The organism is Actinoplanes xinjiangensis (assembly GCF_003148685.1).
GTDB lineage: Bacteria > Actinomycetota > Actinomycetes > Mycobacteriales > Micromonosporaceae > Actinoplanes > Actinoplanes xinjiangensis.
The window spans coordinates 70,434-92,235 of the sequence record NZ_QGGR01000030.1 but is presented as its reverse complement, the minus strand read 5'-3'; the positions used below and the strand labels follow the sequence as shown (position 1 = coordinate 92,235).

Genomic DNA, 21,802 nt, shown 5'->3' with positions numbered 1-21,802 from the left:
CCGGTACGCGACCGTGCGGACCCGGGCGCGGCGCTGTGCCCCTACGGACCGCAAGCGGTCCCGTTCGTACCCGGCCCCGGCCTCACGCGAGTGAGGGTGAGGGCTGGGGCTAGGGAGAGGGCGCGGTCAGCGCCACCATGGCGCGGTGCTCGGCGACCGGAGACGGCTCGGTGAAGACATGGTCGCGTTCGCGGATGTGCGTGAGAAGGTCCTCGTCGGGGCTGAGCGCGTAGGCGTTCAGATAGTGGATGACCGCGTCCGTCCAGATCCACGTGCCGTCGGTGCGGAAGGTCATCGGGATCATCCCACCGGCGCCGGGATCGAACACGTCCGGCTCGGTGACGGCGGTGGTGGTCAGCACCCGCCCCTGCCGCAGATAATCCAGCACCCGGGCCATCTCGTCACCGGCGCCGAGCAGCGGATGACCGGCGTCGAACCGGCCGCCCGCAACCGGATCCCAGGAGTCGAAGACCCGTGCCACGGTCACCGGCCGCGCCGGCTCGGCGGCCCACAGCAGGGCCGAACGGCCCAGAGCCAGACGCTGGTACGGCGGCAGGCCGACGCCGGGACCCCACACCTCGACCTGCGGGTCGGTGACCCCGGCGCGGGCCAGCTCGCCCTGCACCCAGTCGGCCGCGCCGGGCAGGCTCGCGGCGTCCGCACCGGTGTGCACCAGGTAGACCGGGACGTCCCGGCCGCCGGCGGTGGACCGCCAGGAACGCCACAGGCCGAGGGGGTGGGTCACCTGGCCGAGCGCCTCCCGCGCGGCGCGATCCGCTCGGCTCACCGTGTCGGTGGCGCTCAGATCCAGAACCGTCGGCGGGGTACGGGCGGGGGCGAGCACCGGCGCGAACATGTGCGCCGGGCGCAGCGCCCCGTTCGCGGGCACGGCGCCGGCGAGCAGCGCGATCTCGGGGACCTCGGGCAGCATGCGGGCGAGCAGCCCGGCGTCCTCGGGGCGGATCGGGATCCGGTCGGCGAGCACCGCGCCCAGCAGCGAGCGGGCGACCTCGGAGAGCCGGCCCTCGGCGAGCCGGGCACGCAGCAGGCAGACGACGTCGTCGGAGGTCCAGCCCGCCACCCGGAGCAGAAGCAGATGCAGGCGCGGCAGGACCCGGTCGCCGGGGGACATCAGGTGACCACTCCGGCCCGGATCAGCGAGGCCAGCGCCCGGTGGACGGCGACCGCGTCCGCCGGGTCGTGCGGTTCGCGCAGGCGGGACCGCAGGTGGCTGAGCAGATCAGGATCGGTCAGAGCGGCCTCGTCGAGCACCCGGTCGGCCGCCGACGCCGGCCACACCCACTCGCCGTCGGTGTGCAGGCCGGGCACCACGGCGGGCGCCGACCGCAGATAGGTGACGAGCGGCAGGATGTCGTCGTCGTCCACCGGCACCGAGGCCGGGCCGTCGGCGGCCAGCCGCACCTCACCGGCCGGCCACGGGGCCCAGATCAGGGCGGCCCGGGACCGGGCCGCCCACTGGTAGGACGGCAGCGGCAGGCCCGGTTGGAAGACCTCGACCAGCGCGGCATGACCGGCGGCCGCGAGCGCCCGCTGTCCCCGGACGGCGACCGCCGGCAGTTCCTCGACGGACTCCATCGTCTCGACCAGGTAGACCCGGACCGCGCTCGCCTCGTCGCCCGGCCCGACGGTGATCCGCCAGCAGCGCCACACTCCCGTCGTACGCCGGAGGTCCAGCACGTCGAGCAGGGCGTGGTCGAGGTCGTCGACCACACCGCCCGTGGTCTCGTCGACGACAGTGGGAGCCGACACCGCGTAGTACGGCAGGTCGGCCGGGGGGAACGGGATGAAGGGCGTCGCCACGGCGGCGTCCAGTTCGTCGTCGGCGGCCGGGGCGGGCAGCGGCGTGCCGGGTGGCAGCAGCCCGGCCAGTGCGGTGATCTCCTCCGCCGCCTGCGGGAAGGCCCCGAGAAGACGGGCGGCACAGGTGACCTCGTCACCGTCGGCGACCATCACGCGCAGCTCGGCCAGCTCGTCGTCGGGGATCCGGCCGGCGGCGCGCAGGCAGAGCAGGTGCAGCATTCCGGCGCTCATCCGGCCGTCTCCCGCAGGAAGTCCACGGTCAGCCGGGCCGGGGCCGGTCCGCCCGGGTTGAACAGCGCGTCGTACCCCTCCCCGGCGGTGAGGACGAGCAGCTGATCGAGGTCGGTCAGCCTCCAGTCCGGCGCGGCCACCCGCGACCGATGCGGCGCACTGGTCGCGACGATCACGCAGCGCACGTCGTCGGGGGAGCGGTCCACCAGGGGATTACCGTCCCCGTTCATCGCCAGCTCGAACGTCGAGTCACGCAGAACCGCCCGCAACCGCGCCATCTCCGTCTCGCCGTCCAGGGCGAGCCGCAGCAGCGCGTCGATCGGATCGGACGGAGACTCCTCGAAGAAGGGCAGGTACTCCGGGTTGCTGCGGAACCGGCCGGTCGTACCGTCCGGGCCGATCGGCCACATCCCGACGACCGCCTCGAACGGCGGCTCGCCGCCCTCCTCCTCGCTCTCCCACTCCGGATCGACGAGCAGCACGAATTCGCCGGCCGGGGAGCCGCCGTTCAGAGACTCCACGGCACCACCTCCAGGCGCTGGTCGCTCAGCGACTCGCGGACCGCCTCGTACGCCTCGGTGATCTCCTCGTCGCTCATCAGCAGCGCCTCGCGGACGAAGTCGCCGATCAGCCGGAACGGCACCGCGCTGCCCGGGTTGAACAGCACGTCCACCCGGTCCGGCAGCAGCGACACCAGCTCGGTCAGATCGATCCGGCGCCACTGCGGCGCGGTGGCCTGGTCCCGCCGGGGACCGCTGGTGGCGATCACCATGCACGGCACGTCGTCCGGCGAGCGCATGATCAGGGGGCGTCCGTCGCCGTTGAGGGCGGCCTCGAAGAGCGAGTCGCGCAGGACCAGCTGAATCTGTTCGGCCCCGGCCCTGCCCTGAATGGCCAGCCGGAACAGCGCGTCCAGCGGGTCGGCGACCGCGTCGGGGTCGCGCGGAAGATAGTCCGGGTTGCCGCGGAACGCGCCGACGGTGCCGTCCCCGGACACCGGCCAGACCCCGATGACCGCCTCGAACGCCGGGATCGTCCCCGGCCCGTCCGGCGCCCGGTCCGGATCCATCAGGAGGAAGTAGTTCTCCGTGCTCATCGGGCGCCCATCTCCCAGGGGACCACCGTGACGCCCTCGGAGTCCCGGAACACCTCCTGCAACTCGGCGACCTGCTCCTCGCTGAGCTGTGCGGTGTGCCGCAGGAAGCCGCCGGTGAGGCGGACCGGCGCCGGCCCGTTCGGGTTGATCATGACGTCGATGCCGTCGGCGAGCCGCTCGACGAGCGTCTCCAGCTCGATCCGGTGCCACTCCGGCGCGAACACGCGCTGCTGGTGCTGCCCCGACGTGGCGATGACCACGCACGGCACGTCGTCGGGGGACCGGACGACCAGCGGGCGGCCGTCACCGTTCATCGCCAGGTCGATCAGGGTGTCCCGCAGCACGAGCTGCACCTGCTCCATCCGGGCGTCGCCGCGCATCGCCAGGCGCAGCAGCGCGTCGATCGGGTCGGTCGGCGACTCCGGGCGCAGCGGAACATACTCCGGGTTGCTGCGGAACCGGCCCATCGAGCCGTCCGCGTGCATCGGCCACAGGCCGACCACCGACCGCATCGGCGGCGTCTCGTCACCCTCGCGCCGCTCCCACTCCGGATCCATCAGCAGGAAATACGACTCTTCCGGCTGGTCAGTCATGATTCTCCGATCAGGCGCGCGTCAGCAGCAGGGCGAGCGCGCGGTGCTCCGCGGCCGCGTCCACGTCGACGGCGGCGTATTCGTTGGCGCGGATGTGGCCGAGCAGCTCGCGGTCCGGGGCCAGCGAGTATTCCCGCAGGTAGTAGGTGACGGTCTCGGTCCAGATCCATCGGCCGTCGGTGCGGAAGCTCAAGGGCACGACCGTGCCCCGCTCCGGCGAGACGACGTCGGTGGCACTTCTCGTGGTGACCAGGACCGGCTCACCACCCTCCAGATAGGCGGCGACCCGGTCCTTCTCGGCACCGGACAGTCGCTCGTGTCCGGGGTCGAACCCCACCCCGGCCGCGCCACCCCGGTCGAAGACCCGCGCCAGCCGCAGCGGCGGCCGTTCACCACGGGTCCAGATCAGGGCGGAGGCTCCGCGCGCGGCGTGCTGATAAGGCGGCGGATCAACACCGATGCGGTACGTCTCCACCTGCGGCGCGGTCAGTCCCACGTCGCGCAGCGCGGTCATCACCGTCGCGGTCAGCCGTGGCAGCGTGGCCTCGTCGGCTCCCGCTTCGAGGACGTAGACCCGGACCGGCGGGGCGGCCGGCATCGGGATCCGCCACGCCCGCCACAACGCGCGTGCCGCGGGTTCGCCGGCGGCTGCGTCGGCGGCGGCCCGGTCCACCGGATCCAGGTCACCGGCGGACAGGTCGAGCAGCGCGGGACCGCCCGGATCGGTCGAAGCGGCGAACGAGCACGGGGTGACCACCGACTCCCGCAGGTCCGGGAGCACACCCTCGGCCAGCCGGAACCGGGCGGCGGCCAGCGCCTCGTCCGGCACCCGGCCGGCGAGCCCGAGAAGCGCCCGATGGGCCCGCGCCACGGCGTCATCGTGGTCGACCATCGTTCTCCTCACCCCTCGGCCCTGACCCGTCGGAAACGTATTCGACCACACCGGGGCCACCGACCCGGTCGCTCACCGCGGGCTCTTGCCCGTACGGCACACCTTCCTACCTCCTTGTCCCTCGCGGCGGCTCGGGCTCCTTCGCGAGGCGTACGAACTTGCCGTCCTGGATGCGCAGCCAGTTCTCCGGGTGCCGCGACGACGGCTTGAACCGCAGATCACCGGTCGGACCGTAGACCGTGCCGAGATGGCCCAGCTCCCGCAGCCGCCGGATGAACCGCCGCGCCGGGGCGCCCGGGTCGTCGTCACCGTGCCCGGCGTTGCCGACGAGCAGCACGATCGGCTTGCGCCGGTAGTCGGCGGCCAGCTCCGGGACGGTGTTGACGAGCAGGTCGGCGACCTGGGCGCCGCTCGCCGAGTTGGCCACCACGTCCATGTCGGGGTCGCTGTCACGCAGCATGTTCCGGGTGTCCACCCAGAACGGCCGGGTCGTGTTCCGGCCGGCCCACGGGACCACCCGGGACGTGGTCATCTGTCCGCGCCGGTCCAGACGGGCGTACGTCTGGAGCCGCTCGCTGTCGATCTTGCCGACCTCGTCGCCGATCTGTGCGGCGTCACGGTCGCCGTAGGGCATGCCGAAGCCGTACGCCCGGCCGTGCCGGTCGACCACCCGCACGACCTGGTGCCGGGGCGCCGGGGGAGCGACGGGCGCCGGCTCGCTCGCCACGGACGGGGCCTCCTCGTCGCCGGTTTCGTCGTCGCTGTCCTCCACCTCGACGATGATCTCGTCGTCCGCGGGCGGGGCGGGCTGCGGAACCGGGTTGTAGTTGATCGACTGAGCGGGGGGCTCGTCCGGGAAGACGGGCGGCGCCGCGGGTTCGCCGGCGCTGCTCGCCGCATCCTCCTCGCTGTCGTCCTCGTCGCTGTCCTCAGGCTCGCTCTGGTCCGCCTCGTCCTCGGATTCGGGCTCGCTGTCGTCGGCGGGGGTGGCGGGCCGGGGTGGCGGGTTGTAGTTGATCGACTGGGCCGGTGGCTCGTCCGGGTAGGTCAGCCCGGCCGCGGATGCGTCGTCGCTCTCGTCATCGGAGGCGGTCTCGTCGTCGGACGTCTCCGGGGTGTGCACCGGCGTGGGCCGGTACGCGGCATCCGCACGCCACGGATAGTCCTGCTCCTCCGTGTCGTCGCCGGCCGTCTCCACCGGCGGCATCATGACCGCTTCCGGTCCGGGGACCGCCTCGTCGCCCGGCGGTCGCCCGTACGCCCGCATCCGTCCGCCGTCGCTGAGCGCCGCACCGGTCCCGCTCATCTTCAGGGCGGTGCCCGGGCCGAAGACCTGTCCCCGGTGGCCGCCCTCGCGCAGGGCGTCGCCGATCTCCTGGATCGGCCCGGAGTCCGGGTCGGCGCCGGCCAGCGAGGTCCAGACCACGAACGGCGTGTACGCGTTGACGCCGGGCATCCGGAACAGGCCGCCCTTCACCAGAACCGCGCCCAGCTGAGCACGGGGGATCTCGATGATCCCGTCCCGGCGGTGCAGCACCCGGACGCCGGCGCCGGTCCGCAAAGGTGGCACGAACAGCGAGAAGTGCGGCTGCTGCCCGGCCCACGGAACCGGGCGGACCACCGGCGAGCCCTCGTCGAAGCGTCCCGGGAAGGACCGGTAGGCCGGCGCGCTGGCCCCCTCGGAGAGGGTCCGGAACCGTTGCGCCATGTCGTCACCGATGGGGAAGCCGAGGGCGTTGACCCGTCCGGCGTCGTCCAGGTACTCGATGACCCGCAGATCGGCCAGGGTGAGACCGTCGCGCCACCGTACGCCCGGCATCTGTTCGTTCTGGTTCTCCGGTGCCGGGCCGAGCCGCTTCATCGGCGGCAGCACCGGAAGGATGCCCGGCTGTGCCGGATCGGTTGGGTGCACCACACCGGCGGGCGGGAACGCCGAGTACCTGCCGTCGCGGTAGACGCCCAGGGTGCCGTGGACGAAGCCCATCGACACGGTGTCGCTGCCGGCTGTGATGCTGCGCTTGTCGCCCAGTTCGTGCAGGCGCCGCCCGAAGGCCGAGGCGGGGCCGTCGGGCCACGGCTGGTTGCCGATGTGGCAGACCACGCCGAGGTATCCCCGGAATTTGTCCGGCGAGAACCGGGCCAGGTAGCGGCCGTTGTTCAGCAGGTCGGCGAGCACGTCGCCGTTGACACCGAACCGGTCGGGTTTGCGCCCGTTGCGCATCTGGATCCAGAACGCGGCCTTCATGCCGTGCGTCAGGATCAGCGCGTCCCACTTCTCGTCCTTGCGGCGCAGGTCGTACTCGGGTGCGCCGACGCTGCTCTTGCCGATGTAGCTGGTGTATGTCAGCGGTCCGCCGGGGCGGGTGTTGTAGACGAACTGCCGGTCCAGGGCGGGGTCGTCCAGCGTCGCGGGCAGCGAGACGCCGGCGAGTTGTCCGTCCGCGTAGTACAGCGGCCGCATCTCGACGTCGCGTGGCATCAGCGGTGCCGGCTGGTCGGTACGGATCCAGCTCGGCGGGGTCAGCCGGCCCCATTCGGTCATCCGGGAGCCGACGACGGTGTGGACCGTACGGTAGAGGCCGTGCCGCCGCAGGTCGTCGCGCACACTGTCGGCCACCTGGTTCGCGCTGGTCTCGGAGAAGCCGGCCGGGAGCAGCACCAGGACCTGCCGGAGGTTGGCGCCGGTGGCCGAGGCACTGGTGATCAGGTGCCCGTTGTCCTCCGCCGCGGCGTCGAGGAACGCCTGGGAGGCCAGGGCCAGCCGGCCGGCGTCGGCGGCGGCGACCGTGATCGTCCGGCCCAGACCGTCCTCGTCGCGTACCAGAATGGTCTGGTCGTCGCCCGAGCCGAACCGGACCACGGCGGGCAGCGCGTTGCCCCACGGGGTCTTGTCCGGCGAGGCGAAACCGGCCTCGTTCGCCCACACCTCCATGGAGTAGTCGCTGACGTTCGCCAGCCACTTGTCCGTCTCGGTCGGAAGGATGATGTGGTACTCGTCCGGGGTCGGGAAGAACGCGCCCACCGGGCCGGTGTAGGACTGCCCACTGACCAGGGGAATGGACCGGACCTCCTCGAACCGGACCTCGGCCACCCGCGGTGCCGGTCCGGAGGCCGGCAGGACGCCGGAGGTGGCGGTGACCGTGACGGGGCCGCCCGGCGCCTTCAGCCCGATCGCGAAGTCGTAACCGGTGTATCTCCGTTCGTTGCGGGCCCCGGCCAGCGGCGAGACCAGCCGGATGCCTCCGGAAGGCGGCCGGCTCAGGGCCTGCGACAGCGCGGGGTGACCGGCCACCGCCTCGGCGAAGGCGTCGCCATCCAGCTCGACGCGGCGTTGCCCGTTGCCGGTGGCCGCCCAGACCCGGTGACCGTCACCGGCCACGCCCACCAGGAAGGCCCCGCCCTGTGCCGAGGCGGAGGCGGACCGTACCGCGGGGGCCACGTCGGCGGGGTCACCGGGCAGCGGCAGCACGATGCCCCGTCCGCCGGGCAGCGTCTCCACGGTGAGGTCCTCCGGGCGCGGGCCGCGGGCCATCCGGTATTCGCCGCTCTCCAGATAGAGATGGCTGGCGCTGTGGTTCTTCGGCAGGTACGCCGTACCGGTCGGGTAGTAGACCTTGCGGTATCCGCTGACGGCGATCATGCCGTCCAGGAACTCCTCGGCGACCTGCCTGGGAGAGGGGGCGCCCAGGGCACCGACGAGGACCAGGACGATCGGCCGGTTGAACGGCCCGGCGTCGACCTTCTGCCAGTCCGGGTCACGGGCCAGCTCGCGAGCCAGATCGCGCGGCGCCACCAGGTCGTCGGTGCCGTCGCGCCGGGGGATCTGGAAGTCCTGGCTCAGGTAGCCGTTGCGCACGAAGACGAAGAGCGGCCGGTTGCCCTCACGGGGCGAGTCCCGGGCCCAGGGCGCCAGGACGGCCTTGTCCTTGCTGTTGTCGGCCGCGCGCACGGTGTCGAGCGCGTAGTAGCTGGTGTCCTGGGCGAACAGGCGCAGCTTGTCCCGGTCCTCGGCGCGGGTGAGCAGGGAGATGCCGAAGACCTCGCCGAGCGGGTCGAGGACCGGCCGCGCCTCCACCATCGACGAGGACGGCGGCGCCGGGGGACGGCCCTGGAGCGGATGCTGGAAGTCCGCCGGTGTGTACAGCGGTGGGTCGTAACGGCGCTCCTCGTCCAGGATCTCCAGACCGGCGCGGAGGTCGGCCTCCTGGTCGGCGCGGGGCCGCGACTCGGGTTCGGCCTCCGGCGCCTCGTCGGTTGCGGCAGAGTCCGGCGAGAAGCCCGGCGGGGCCGCGAAGAAGTGGGCGAAGTCGCCGCCGAAGTCCAGCGCCAGCCGGCCGCCGGTGAACGACGGGGCGGTCTGCGGGGCGTACAGGTCACCGCGGTAGTCGTAGACACGCTGCGCCGCCGCCATCAGGTCGTAGCCCAGGTTGCCCGGCTCGGTGTGCGAGCCCGGGAAGGCGGACAGCAGGACCAGGGAGGTGGCCGGCGCGGCACCCCGCACGTCGAGCAGGCCGGTGCCGTTGACCAGTTTGATGACGTCCTCGCCGCGGAGCGCGCGCCGACCGCCACCGGCCGTGGGCACCGAGGCCTCGACGCCGTCCGAGCGGTCGAAGTGGACGACGAACGGCTTGCGCCCGCGGCTCGGCGCCCAGCCGGCGGCGCCGCGTTCCGGCGTGCCCCGGCCGGCGGTGCCCTCGTAGGTGTCGACAGTCCCGTGGGACTCCAGCGGCTTGCTGCCCGCCCACGCCGTGACCGGCCCGCTGTCTCTCGCGTAGCTCACCCCGAAGACCCGGCCGGTGGAGTCCCGCAGTTCGACCGGCGGAAGGATCTCGCCCGGGGTGGTGTCCGGCTCGGCGGGCTCGGGCGCGGGGGCCGGTACGGGTGCCGGGGTGCTGCCGTCGACCGGGACCGGCGCCAGGTCGGTGTCGTCCTCCAGATGGCCGTGCTCGTTCCAGACGACCGGCCCGGGCAGGCCGAGCACCTGATTGCGGGCGGGGTCCAGCCCCAGGCCCAGGCTGAAGTCGCGGCCCAGGCCGGCCTGCGCCGAGTCCGGTGAGGCGAGCAGGACCCGCAGACCGGGGTCGTCGGCGAGCGCCTGGCGCAGTGCCGGGTGCCGCGCCACGACCCGGCCGAGCGCCGCACCGGTCAGCTCCAGCTTGCGGTTGCCGAAGGTCATCGCCCAGACCCGGTCGCCGTCACCGTTGACCGCGACCACGAACGGCGCGCGTCCTCGCCCGGAGCCGGACACCATGGCCGGCGGCACCAGGTCGCCGGGGTGCCGGTGCAGGGGCATCGCCAGGCCACGGCCGCCGGGCAGCCGGCGCATGTCCAGGTCGGGCAGCCCGGGCTCGGCCAGCAGGGTGAACCGGCCGTCGGTCACGGTCAATGGCGATCCGCCGGGCGAGGACGTCAGCGTGATCCGTGCCCGGTCGCCGGTGGGCGCGTAGATCGGGCGGTAGCCCTCCTCGAGCTGGCCGTCGCTGATCTCGGCGGCCTCCCGGTCATTGACCCCGCCCGGGGAACCGAGCACTACCAGCAGGATCGGCGCCGCCCATTCCGGGTCGTCGATCGCCGGGAACCCGGTCTCCCGGTGCAGATGCCGCATCAGGTCGGCCGGCCGGACCCGCCGCGGAGTGCCGTCGGCGCCGGGGATCAGGAAGTCCCGCCCGTTCGGCGCGCGCTCGACGAAGACGGCGAGCGGCCGGGCGCCCGGCCGGTCCGTGTCCGCCGCCCACGGCGTGCCGGCGGGCAGAATCGAGCTCAGCCCGCCGGGGCGCAGGTGATCGGCGAACGCCGTCACCTCGGCGTGCCGCTCGGCGGTGACCGCCGAGTAGCCGAACGTGGTGCCGGAACGGTCACTGAGCCGGCGGGCACCGAACGGGACGACGGCGGGCGCGCCGCCGACCGGGGTCGGCGGGGACACCGGTGGCGGCGGCGCGGACGACGACGGCCGGGAGTCGAAGTCCGTCGTACCGCTGCCGTTGCCGAACCGTCCCGCGGCCACCCGGACCGGGCGGGCGTCACCGGAGACGTCGAGACGGCCGCCGGCGTGCCACCGTACGTCACCGGGAACCGCCCAGACCGCGCGGATCTCCGGGTCGATCGGCAGCGCGTCGGCGACGTCACGGCCCACGTTGCCGGGCAGGTCCACGCGGCCGGCCCGCGGCGAGAGGACGACGAGACCGGTGTCCGGCTCGGTCGCGATGATCCGCTCGACGGACGGATGCGTGGCCAGCATCCGGCCCAGCTCGGATCCGGTCAGCTCGACCGGACGGCCCTGCGGCGGCCTGGTCCACACCCGGGTGCCGTCGCCGTTCACCGCGATGCCGAAGTCCCGCTCACCGCGCGGCCCGGGGTGCAGCAGTGCGCCGGCCGTGACATCACCGGGTTGACCGGTCGGCAGCACGATGCCCCGGTCGCCGGGCATCGTGGCGACCTCGAAGTCGTGCAGCTTCGGGGGCCGGACCAGGGCGAACGCCCCTTCACTGAGGGTCAGGACAGTGCCGTCGGAGGGCCGTACGCCCACGCGCACCGTCACGTCGGCGCCGCGCGGACAGAAGATCCGCCGGTAGCCGCCGGTCTCGATCTGGCCCTCGAGGATCTGCTCGGCCTCGGTGCCGGTCAGCCCGCCGTTACGGCCGAGCACCACCAGCACCAGCGGCCGGTTGAAGGCGGAGGCGTCGAGGGACCGGAAACCGGGGTCGCCTGCCAGATGCCGGGCCAGGTCCCGGGGCCGGACCGTACGGGGCGTGCCGTCCGGGGAGCTGACCGAGAAACCGGTGCCGTCCGCCGAGCGTTGCAGGAACACCGTGACCGGGCGCCCGGCCTCGCGATGCGCCTCGGCGCCCCACGGCGAGCCGAGCATCTGCCGGTCGACCTGCCCGCCGCCCAGTGACGTCTCCAGGACGATGTGCCGCATCCCCGGGTCCCGCAGGTCCCCGGCGAACGCGGTGACCTCGCGCGACAGCTGCGGGTCGGTGACGGCCGAGAAGACCGCCGGGTTCCCGGCCGGGCCGGACAGCACGCGCGACGGCGGCGTCGGCTCGACCGGGACCTCCGGGACGATCGTGTCGTCGCTGGGCGAGTCGGAGACGACGCTGGTCGCGGTGACGCTCTCGATCTCGAGGTCGAACGCGGCCGGCCGGTAGCGCTGGAACGAGCCGCCCTGCGGCAGCACCACGCCGGCGAAACCGGTGAAGTCCGTCATCGCGTCCGGCGCGAAGACCGGCGCCTCGTGACCGGCCTGCTCGTACACGTACTGGGCGAAGTCGTTCGCGAGACCGCCCGGGAAGTGGTCGCGGCCCTGGAAGCCACCCCACAGCACGATCGACGCGTCGGTGCCGCCCGGCCCGTCGTAGAGTCCCGCCTCGACCGCCAGCCGGGCCAGGGTGGCGCCGCTGACCTGCACCAGACGGCCACTGTGGAGACGGATGACGGCGAAGCCGGAGCCGGAGCTGACCGCGTTCACCGTCCGGGGTGGCACGGTGAAACCCACCCAGGGCACCGTGACCCGGTCGTAGGTGCCCGGGTAGTACGGGTTCGGGACGTGGTGGACGTCGGCGTACGCATAGCCGGCGGCCCGCCGCATCCATCGATCGGTCGGCACATCCAAGGGGAAGAACAGGCCGAAGGTGTCGCCGTACCGGTCGCGCCGGCTGTCGTGGATGACATCGTGGATCGACACGTTGTCGACGATCGGCAGTCGTGGGTCCGGCGGGATCGACGGCCGGGCCCGATCGGTCCAGACGTCCTCGGCGGGGTCGGCGGACGTGGCCGTCCGGGGAGCCTCGGCGGCGAATCCGACCCGTCGGCGCGGGGCGTCGCCGAACCGGACGAAACGGCCACCGTCGCCGACGGCCAGGTGCACCTGGCCCTGCCCGACCGGGTTGGTGTACGTGCGGGTGGTGGACGCGTACGTCTCGCCCAGGTGACTTTCCCTCAGCTGTTCCCGGAAGTCGAAGGCGGCGCCACCCTGTTCCTGGAGCGCGGCCACGTCACAGGAGAGCAGCACCACGGGCGACCTGGGGCCGTTGCGGGCGTCCCGCAGCGACGTGGTCTGTGCCGCCAGCCGGGCGAACTGCGTGCCGGAGAGGCTGAGCTCGCGCCCGTCGTGCAGCCTGACGGTGAAGCCGCGCTGATCACCGTGCACGTCGAAGTAGACCGGCCGGCCGGTCCACGGGGTCGCCTCGTCGGTGTGCCCGGATCCGGGCCCCTCCTCGAAGCGGCGGTACGTTCCCAGGTCGGCGTCGTCCACCGCGGCCGCGAACCGGGGCATGGTCGTGGTGTCGCCGTCGCGACTGGGGAAGCCGTGCCCGACCAGCTCACCGCGTGCGTTGATCAGCGGGACGGTCACCACGTCGTCGATGCTCAGCGCGGCGGGCAGCTCCGGGTCTTCCGGTCCGGCCACCGCGGCCTCGTGCGCCCGGTACGCCTCCCACCAGGCCCGCTCGGCCTCCCGGTACGCCTGTTCGGCCTCGGTCGGCGTCTCCCGGCGCGAGGTGACGGCGTCGAGTCTCGCGGCCGCCTCGGTCCACGTCTTTCCCGCGGCGGCCACCGCGCCCGCCGTGGCGCGCACGGCCGCAGGCACCTCCCGGCCGGTACGGGCGGTGGCGGACGCCTCGTCCATCCGGATCACGTAGCCACCCGGGACCCGTACCTCGGTGCCGGCTCGATGCCTGCCGGCCCGGTCCCGGGAGCGGGCGACGAAGCGGAACTCCACCCCGTACTCCAGAACCTGGGTCAGGTCGTTGTCGTCGTCCGTACGCTCGCCGGGCTGCTGTGTGGCCTTGGCCGTATCGAGCTTGCCCTCGTCCTTGACCACCGAGGCCGCGTCGGTGCGGTAGAGCGGCTGCTCCATGAAGGTGGTGCCGCTGACCGCGTTGAAGGTCTCCCGCTCACCGACCCGGCTCGCGCCGCCCGGGTGGTTGGCGCCGGCGGTGACCATCGGCCCGGTCATCCGCAGCGTGAACGAGTGCCCGGCGGTGTTCTCGAACTTGTCGTCGCGGACACGTTTCGCCGTGCCGCCGATCTTCACGTCGGCGTCGGTGCGCAGCACCTTCGGCCGGGCGACCAGCCGGGCGTCGAGGAAGAGATCACGGCCCAGCGACGCCGCCATCGGCAGGTGCAGGACACCGCCCTGCATGGCCGGCAGGGCCTTGGCCTGGGTGACGGTCAGGCCGTTACGGATGGCGGCGCGGATCTCGTCGTTCACCCGTACGCCCGAGGCGGCCAGCGCCTGTGCGGCGGCCTCATGCAGGTCGGGCAGGTTGACCAGCACGTCCTCGACCGCGAAACGGCCGGGCTCGGGCAGCCGGTCGAAGCCGTGGGCCTCGCGCCACATCCGCCGGGCCGGGTCGGAGGTCTGCGTCAGCGGGATCGACGTGACCGGGTCGGACACCGCGAGCGGACGGCCCTCGGACGCCGACAGCGAGGTGACCTCGTGGACGTCCTGAACCGACACGCCCTCCGGTGGCAGGCCCGGGCCCTCGACGGTCAGGGTGAAGCGCATGCCGCCCTGGTAGGTCGGCACCGGCCCGGTGACGGTCAGCGACTGCTCGACGGTGCGCTCGTGTCCGCGGGTCTGTTTGGTGGCACGCTCGTCCAGGTTGGCGGTGCCGGTCAGGCCGCCCCCGACGGTGACGCTGGTCGGGCCGTGCCCGGTGGTGTTCGCGGCGTCACCGTCGACCCGGTCGGTCTCGGTGCCCTGCGCGCGGACGCCCACCGTCACCGACCCCACGGTCCGGGATCCGGATGCGGTGTCCGACTCGCCGATCGTGGTGCGGTCGGTGATCGACAGCTCGTCGACCAGGGTGATGCCGGTGAACCGGGGCTCGTGCACCGGCTCGGCGGTCAACGTCACCCGGTAGGTCGCCCCGCGGAAGCGCCGTTCCATCCGGACCGTCTGCGTCCGGCCGCCGTTGAGGGCGCTGCCCAGGTGCAGGTTCGCGGCGCCGATGAAGCTGCCGGCGGTCAGGCCCCGGACGTTGTCGTACGCGCTGCGCCCCAGTTCGACGGGGAAGAGGGCGGTGGCCAGGTCCTCGCTGGAGGCCTCGGCCAGCCGGCGCCGCAGCCGGGGGATACGGCCACTGAGGTCGACCGGGGTGACGACACCGCCGATGCCCAGCGACCGCTGCGGTCCCGGCCGGAACTCCGGCTGGACCGCCTCGGCCGGGGCGTCCGCGGCAGCCGCCTCGCTGACCTGCTGTTGCTGTTCCCGCGCCTGGCGGACCAGGTCCCGCTCGCCCTGCTGGTGGGTGGCGAGGACGTCGCGTTCCCGCGCCTGTGCCTCGTACAGGCGCTGGGTGGCCTCGGTGTGCTCGGCGGCCTGCCGGGTCAGTTCCTGCCGGTGACGGGCGGGCAGGTCGGTGGTCCCGGGGTGCCCCGTGGCGTCGTTGGCCTCGGCGCGCTGGCGCCGGAGCAGGTTGCGGCGCTCCCGGGTCTGTGCCTCGGACAGGCGCGTGCGCTGCTCGTGGTGCTCCGCGCGTTGAGCCTCCGCCCGCTCCGCGTGCTGGAGTTGCCGGCGCACGTCGGAGATCCGCTGGTCCCGTAGCCGGTCGTGGTCCTGCAGCGCGGTCAGCTCGGCGGTGGTCATCGGGATGATCGCCGACCGGGTCAGGGTGACCCGGCGACCGGCCCGGCGGGTCGGTGAGGCCGGCCACAGCCGCAGCGGCATGTTGCTGTCGTGCCGCGCCTCGACGACGATCTCGGCGTCCACGTCGACCTGGACCAACAGCTCACGCTCCGGCCGGCCGGTGACGCGCAGCTTGGAGACGCCGGCGAGGCTGTGCTCACGGACCGTGCCCCAGACCCGTCGCCACGGGGTGACCGCGAGCGTGACGACGGCGCCGGGGGTGCCGGTGCTGCCGCCGTGGTTTAGGGGGCCGCCTCGCGCCACGGCCGTCCCGGACAGCGAGGCGCTGAGCTCGATCGAGCGCCCGTGCCTGCTCTTGCTGGACGAGCCGCTGGCGAAGGTCCGTTTGATCCGGGCGAACTCGGTCTCGTCCAGCACCGTGGGTCTGGTCGGCGTCAGCCGTATCCGCACCTCGGCGCCGGCGTCCTCGGCCCGGCGCCCGTGCCACAGGTTGCTGAGCGTCAGTGGACGGCTGAACAGCTCGGCGTCGCCGGTCAGGCGCTCCGGCGACAGCTCGTCGGCGATGACGGTGGAGATCCGGCCGTCCTCGAACGTGTAGATCGGATCCTCGCTCGCCTCGGCGAGCGCCTCGATCACGGCGTCCTGCAGATGGTCGGCGCCGAGGAACGACACCACCCGGCGGTTGTCGAGGCGGTGTGGATAGCCGCCGGTCAGCAGGCCGATCGGCAGGGGGTGCTCGATGCGCTCCGCCTCCCGCCAGGCCGACGCGGGCCGGGCCTCCGGTGGGCGCCGGGAGACCTGGCTCTCCGGAACGAGCATGCGGACGTCGAGCCGCCGGGTTCGCGGCGCCTGCCGCATGCTGCCGATGGTGGTGGGCACTCCACGGCCGTACGAGCCGACGGAGAGCAACCGGCCGGTCTGGTTGGCCCGGGCGAAGGTGTGCGTCGTGACGGTGATGTCGAGACTGCCGGCGAACTCGCGGAGCTGGATGCCGGTGGGCTTGCCCTTGTCGTCCAGTGCCGGGCCGTGGCCGCTCTCCGTCGCGTACCCGCCGGTGAGCCCGTGCTCGTCGGTGTCACCCCAGCTGACACCGGCGCGGGGTCCGCCGAGCAGCGTCGAGGCGGCCCGGCCGAGCGGGCCGAGCACGCGTGCCTCCAGGCTCAGCTCCACCGAACGGCTGGTGTCCACGGCGCCGGTGACGGTGGACCTGCTGCGCTTCTTGTCGGACATCCCGGCCGTGCCACGATCGATCACGTCACCGTCGGACAGGCTGGTCAGCTGACCCTGGATGGTGACCACGGTGGTGTGATCGACGAACGTGCCGGTACGGATCAGCGGGATCTTCAGACCGGGGCCGACGATGCGGTTCGCCAGATGACGAAGCTGGTCGGGGGAGAGCTGGGTACGGGTCTCCGCGTCCCGGGCCAGCGCCGTCTGCACCTCCGGACTCAGTCCGCGGGCGAACTCCGGGTCGTCGAAGTGGCGCAGCAACTCGTCCGGGCTGGGCAGCCGGAAGCCACCAGTGCCGGGCTGTGACCGTACGGCGTCCACGACGGCGTCGTAGAGCCCGCCGTCACCGAGCCGGGTGATGAACGCGCCGCCGAACGACTCGCCCCGCTCGATGCGGGCGGGCGCGTAGTGGGTGCGGTTCTCTCCGGTCCGTCCGTGCCAGGCCTCGGCCCGCCGGCGCACGTCCGGGTCGAGGGCGGTGTCGCGCAGCCTGTCCCTGGTGGTCCACTGGAACGTCTCCACCACGCCCGACAGCATCGTCGGCCGGCGGCCGAGGACGCGTACCTGCACGCCGTACCGGCCCCGGTAGCGCACGCCGGGGGCGGTGGCCGTCAGGGTCTGCTTCGCGCCGGTCTGCTGGACGATCGACTGGGTGAAACCGCGTTCCTGAGTTCCGGCCAGCCGAGGGGCGATGACGAGGCTGAGCGGCGGCAGGTCGACGCCGCCGCCGACACTGCCCCACAGATTCCACAGGCGCTTGGCGGCGTTGGTGTCGGTGCTCTCCCCGGACAGTGCGGAGGTGTCGGTGTGCGAGGCGTCGTCGGTGTCCTGCACCTCGTCCAGGCTGCGGGCGACCAGCCGTACCTCGATCTGCTGGCTGCGTCCCGGGAAGTACCGCCTCCAGCCCTTCTCCGCGGCCCGCGGCAGCGCACCGGAGCGCACCCAGCCGCCGTGCCGGTCGTCCGGATCGGTCACCACCATCTTCGGCAGGTTGCCCGAGAAGCCGGCCGCGCTGAACAGCTGCTGGATCGCCGGGCGGCCGGGCGCGCCGATGCGGACGAGGTCGCCCATGCCGTCCGCGATGAGCAGCGCCTCGACCTGGTCGAAGAAGGTCTCGCCGGGCAGGCTGTGCCGGCTCTGCACGCTCTCCACGCCGAACTGCGCCGGGACCGGCGCGCTCAGCGTCGCGGTGTGATCGGGCAGGCCGTCCGGCGGCGGGTTCGTCAACGCCGACGGCACGCCGAGAGCGACGGTGCCGGTGGCTTCGACCGGATCGGACACCGGCTGTCCCGGCACCGACAACCGCGCGACGAAACGGACCGGCACCTCGACCTCGGCCAGGTCGGCGACCTTGACCGTGGTGGTGGACGTGTACTTGCTCTTGTGGGCGGTGGAGTGGTCGACCGACGGCGCGAGCGGCACCGCCCCACCCACCCCGATGACCAGGCCGGGGGCGGCGCTGACGATCGCCTTCGGTTCGAGCCGCCGGTCGCGGTTGTGTTTGAGCGTGTGGGTGACGGTCTCCTGGACCTTGGAGCTCAACTTGCCGGGCTTGTCCCGCAGCCGGTCGACGCTCATGGCGTCGAAGTCCAGGACGGCCGTCACCCGTAGTTCGGCCGGGCGGCCGTCGACGGTGACCGGATAGGGCCGGCCCTCGCCGAGGAACTGGTCCACGTCGTCGACGGCGTCGTTCTGCACGTCGCGGATCACGTCGTCGGGCAGGCGGGCGCCGAGGGTACGCAGCGCGGCGTCCAGGGCCAGGTTCTCGGTGGCGCGCAGTTGCTCGGCGATGCCGAGGGTGCTGCTGTCGAGCAGATACTGCGGCAGTTTCTCGCGGATCCCGGCCGGTGTGGGGAGGCTGGTGTCCTTCTGCGGGGTTACCGCGGGCGCCGGCGTGGACTCCGGGGCGGTCTCAAGTTCCGGGGCGGTCTCCGGCTGTGGGGCCGGTGCCGGCGGGCGGGCGTCCAGATCGGCCAGCCGGTCGGCGGCGTCCTCGATACGGTGGACCGCGCGCTCGTAGGCGCCGATGGCCGCGGACTCGCGCTCCACGGTGCCGGTGACCACGGCGCGGGTGTCCCCGAGCTGGTCGGCGATGGTGTCCGCCGCCCCGGCGAGCGGTCCGTGCCGGAACTGCACGGCGAGCGCCACGGCCTCGTCGCGAGCCTGGCGGGCGGAGGCCGCGGCGAAATTGGACCGTGCGAACGCCTCGGCCATGGTCAGGTGCAGCAGGGCACGCTGCTGCGTCTGGTCGGCTGCGGTGGAGGCGAGTTCCCGGCGCGCCTGCTGCGCGGTGCGGGCGGCCTCGGCGGCCTGTGCCGCATACCGGCGGCTCTGGGTCAGCAGATGGCTGAACCGCCGGCTGACCTCACCGAGCGACTCCAGCACGCCGAGCGTCCGTGCGGTCATGGTCCGGGCCTGGACGGCGCTGTCCCGGAAGCCGCCGACCACGTCGCGCTCGTGGCGTGCCTCGGTGAGGAACCGCTGGACCGTCCGGTCCCGGCGGGCGTTGCCGGGCCGGTCGATCCCGGTGATGGCGGTGCCGATGTCGGAGAGCATCGTCTCGGCCGACGCGGCGATCTCGGTCGCCTCGCCGTGCCACTGCCGGGCGTTCTCGGTCAACGGCAGGACCGGGCCGATGCGGTCCACGATCCGCTGGGCGTCCGGGGAGAGCTCGTCCAGGTCGGCGACGGTCAGAGCGGCGTACTCGTCGATCACCGCGGTGAGACCGTCCGGGTCCGGCTCACCGATCGGGGTGGCCGGGCTCAGCACCTGGCCGAGCTCGGTGACCGTCACCCCGGTGTCCGGGCCGGTGCCGGCGACCAGCGACAGCCATCGGCTGTCCGCGGTGACCGCACCCGGTGCCGGCAGGCCGAACTCGTCGTAGGTGTCGGGGTCCGAGACCACCACGTGGCCGCCGGCGCCGGCGAAGGCGGTGCCTCGCGGCGCGACGATCCGGGTGCCCGGAAGCTGTCTCGCCAGCCGTGCCGCGAAACCGTCCCGTGCGTCCGCACCGGTGTCGCAGGCGACCAGGACGACCGGCTGCCCGCGCCAGTCCGGGTTCGCCCGGATCATCGCGGCGAGCTGTTCCGGGCTCACCCGTTCGGCGCCGACGTGCAGGCTGGTGCTGTCGGCGTGGGCGAAGACGTGGAAGCGGTCCGCGGCGGCCGGGAACTTCGCGGCGATCGTCGGCGTGGCGGTGTCGTCCGGGCCGGCCAGCAGCAGGCCGGCGCCGACCCGTCGCGGCGAGACCTCCGCGGGCGTCTCGGTGGCCGGGTCCGGCGCGAACCGGTATCGGCCGGGATCGCGGTCCGCGGCGCCGTCGGGCAGATCCCGTCCGGGGCCCGGGCTCGGCACGGGGGACACCGGTGAGTAGGAGACCCGCCCCTGTGCGTCGATAGTGCGCTCGAGCTCCAGGCTGCCGAGCGGCCGGGCCCCCTTGACCGGGTACGTCCGTGGCGGGTTGCCGCTGTCGTCGTGGATGGTGAGCTGGACCTTGGTGCCGGTGGCGGCGGCCAGTTCGACGACGTCGTGTGCGGCGGCGATCCGGGCGATCTCGGCCGCGTCGAGCGGGCCGGCGCGCCGGTTGTTCACCGGGACGTCCGGGGCCAGAACCGCCCGGACGAAGTGCGCGTTGTCGTAGGGGGCGCTCTGCCGCATCTCGACAGCGGTCTCCAACGGCATCCGGTCGCGGCCGGCGGTGATCGTGTCGGTGCGCAGGACGCTCGGATCGGTGCCGGGCCGGACGGTCGTGATGGCGTGGTAGAGCGAGTCCGGTTGCAGGCTGAGCCCACCACGGTCGGCCATCACCGCCGCCGCGTCGAATTCCTGCTGGATGGTGCCGGAGTCGTTGGAGGTGGCGACCAGGTGCGCGGCGACCAGCCGCTGACTGTCCGGCACACCGATCGTCCGGGCGGGTTTCGCCGGATCCAGGTCCGGATCGACGGCGAAACCCTTCTTCCGCGGCCCGGTGCCGACGGGCTCGGTGGCGGGCTGCGAGATGGTGCGGAGCATCCGGTTGTGCGGTTGCGCGCCGAGCTGCTTGAGCTGACGTTCGGAGAGCGACCGCTGCCACGTCCGGGAGTCGCTCGCGGGTGTGGTGAACGGGGTGGCGGGCGCCTTCCGCGGATTACGCAGCTCGGCCTTGTACTCCTTGAATCCGGTGCCCTCGGTGTTGAACAGCTGCCGGTTGACGGTGGTGGGCACGGCGTGGGATTGGGGCAGGAAGTTGCCGGCGGCGAAGTCGGCGGCGAGGCGGGACAGGTCGGTGGGGGTGGCGGAGCCGACGAAGTCGGTGCGGAAGGCCTGGTCGCGGTCGGGGTGCCGGTTGTTCTGCGAGTCGACCTGGACATCGGTGGTGAGCACGTCGTCGTTCAGGTCGGCCAGGGTCGCGGCGCCGTGCGCGTTGGCGAGTTCGAGACCGTACGTGTCGTGCAGGGTCTCGCTGAGCATCAGGAACTCGGCTCCGGCGTCGCCGAAGCGGATGTTCGGGCGGCCGAGGGTGAGCAGGCCGTCGATGAAGAGGTTGGGTTCCGGTGAGTAGGGCAGCATGGGGTGGGTGGCGGCCTGCCGGTCACGGGAGCGCATGTCCTCGTCGACGGCGGTGGTGAAGTCCCGGACGAACTGTTCCCGTCCGGCGTCGGTGGCGAGTTTCTCGATGCCCTTCTCGACCCCGCGCAGCTTCTGCCGCTCGACGGTGAGTTCCTTGCGGGACTCCGGATCGTCCTGCGCCTCCAGCTCGGCGATCTTCGTCTCGTGATCGAGAACGCGTTTCTCCAGGCGTTCGCGGGTGCGTTCGACGAGGTTGTGGGGGTCGCCGACGCGGTAGCCGCCGGAGATCATCAGGGGGCGGGTGGGGGAGTCGGTGTCGCGGCGGGTGGTGGTGTTGAGGTGGTCGAAGACGTGGGTGCCGTTGGTGAGGGTGCGGGCGCCGGTGTCGAAGTCCTGGATGGAGAGGTAGGGGTAGGTGTTGTCGGCGGCGAGGCCTTGGATGGCGGCGGTGGTGTCGGGGTCGCGCATGACTTGGTTGCGCGTACGGCCGTAGGGGAATCTGTCGTTCTTGGTGCCGACGGCGTAGCCGTTGATGGCGATGGGGACGTCGAGGTTCTGGATGATGCCGGTGGCTTCGGCGATGGTGTCGTGGAAGTTCTGGTCGGGGGTTTCGCTGGTGGTGTTGATGCCGAGGACGAACGCGACTTTGGTGTTCTTGTCGAGGCCGTCGGTGATCGACGCGATCACGTCGGGGATCTGGTCGATGTCGGTGGCGGGCATCATCGAGTTGACGACGAAGGCCAGTGGTGCGCCGTCGTTCTTGAGCTCGATCGTCGTCTGGCGGTAGTTGGCGGGGGTGA

The 21,802-nt window shown here is 72.9% G+C and carries 7 protein-coding genes; all 7 read right to left on the bottom strand.

Annotated elements, in window-relative coordinates; translation table 11 throughout:
- Nucleotides 1–109: 109 nt before the first annotated feature.
- A complete protein-coding gene (locus BC793_RS40580) occupies nucleotides 110–1,132 on the bottom strand; it encodes a hypothetical protein (RefSeq protein ID WP_109601936.1) in 1,023 nt (340 codons plus the stop codon).
- Entirely contained in the window at nucleotides 1,132–2,052 is a 921-nt protein-coding gene (locus tag BC793_RS40575) for a hypothetical protein (RefSeq protein ID WP_109601935.1), read from the bottom strand. Before BC793_RS40575 ends, BC793_RS40580 begins: the two co-directional genes overlap by 1 nt.
- Entirely contained in the window at nucleotides 2,049–2,573 is a 525-nt protein-coding gene (locus BC793_RS40570) for a type VII secretion system-associated protein (protein ID WP_109601934.1), read from the bottom strand. The genes BC793_RS40575 and BC793_RS40570 overlap by 4 nt, the downstream gene beginning before the upstream one ends.
- Complete coding sequence (locus BC793_RS40565; protein WP_109601933.1) at nucleotides 2,561–3,148, bottom strand: type VII secretion system-associated protein; 588 nt, start codon at nucleotides 3,146–3,148, stop codon at nucleotides 2,561–2,563. The genes BC793_RS40570 and BC793_RS40565 overlap by 13 nt, the downstream gene beginning before the upstream one ends.
- Nucleotides 3,145–3,741, bottom strand: a complete 597-nt coding sequence (locus BC793_RS40560) for a type VII secretion system-associated protein (protein ID WP_109601932.1) — start codon at nucleotides 3,739–3,741, stop codon at nucleotides 3,145–3,147. Before BC793_RS40560 ends, BC793_RS40565 begins: the two co-directional genes overlap by 4 nt.
- Before the next feature lie 10 nt (nucleotides 3,742–3,751).
- Nucleotides 3,752–4,633 carry a hypothetical protein gene (locus tag BC793_RS40555; RefSeq protein WP_109601931.1) on the bottom strand — a complete coding sequence of 294 codons (882 nt, stop codon included), beginning with the start codon at nucleotides 4,631–4,633 and terminating at the stop codon, nucleotides 3,752–3,754.
- 106 nt (nucleotides 4,634–4,739) lie between these two features.
- Nucleotides 4,740–21,725, bottom strand: a complete 16,986-nt coding sequence (locus BC793_RS40550; protein WP_146246688.1) for a hypothetical protein — start codon at nucleotides 21,723–21,725, stop codon at nucleotides 4,740–4,742.
- Nucleotides 21,726–21,802 lie beyond the last annotated feature (77 nt).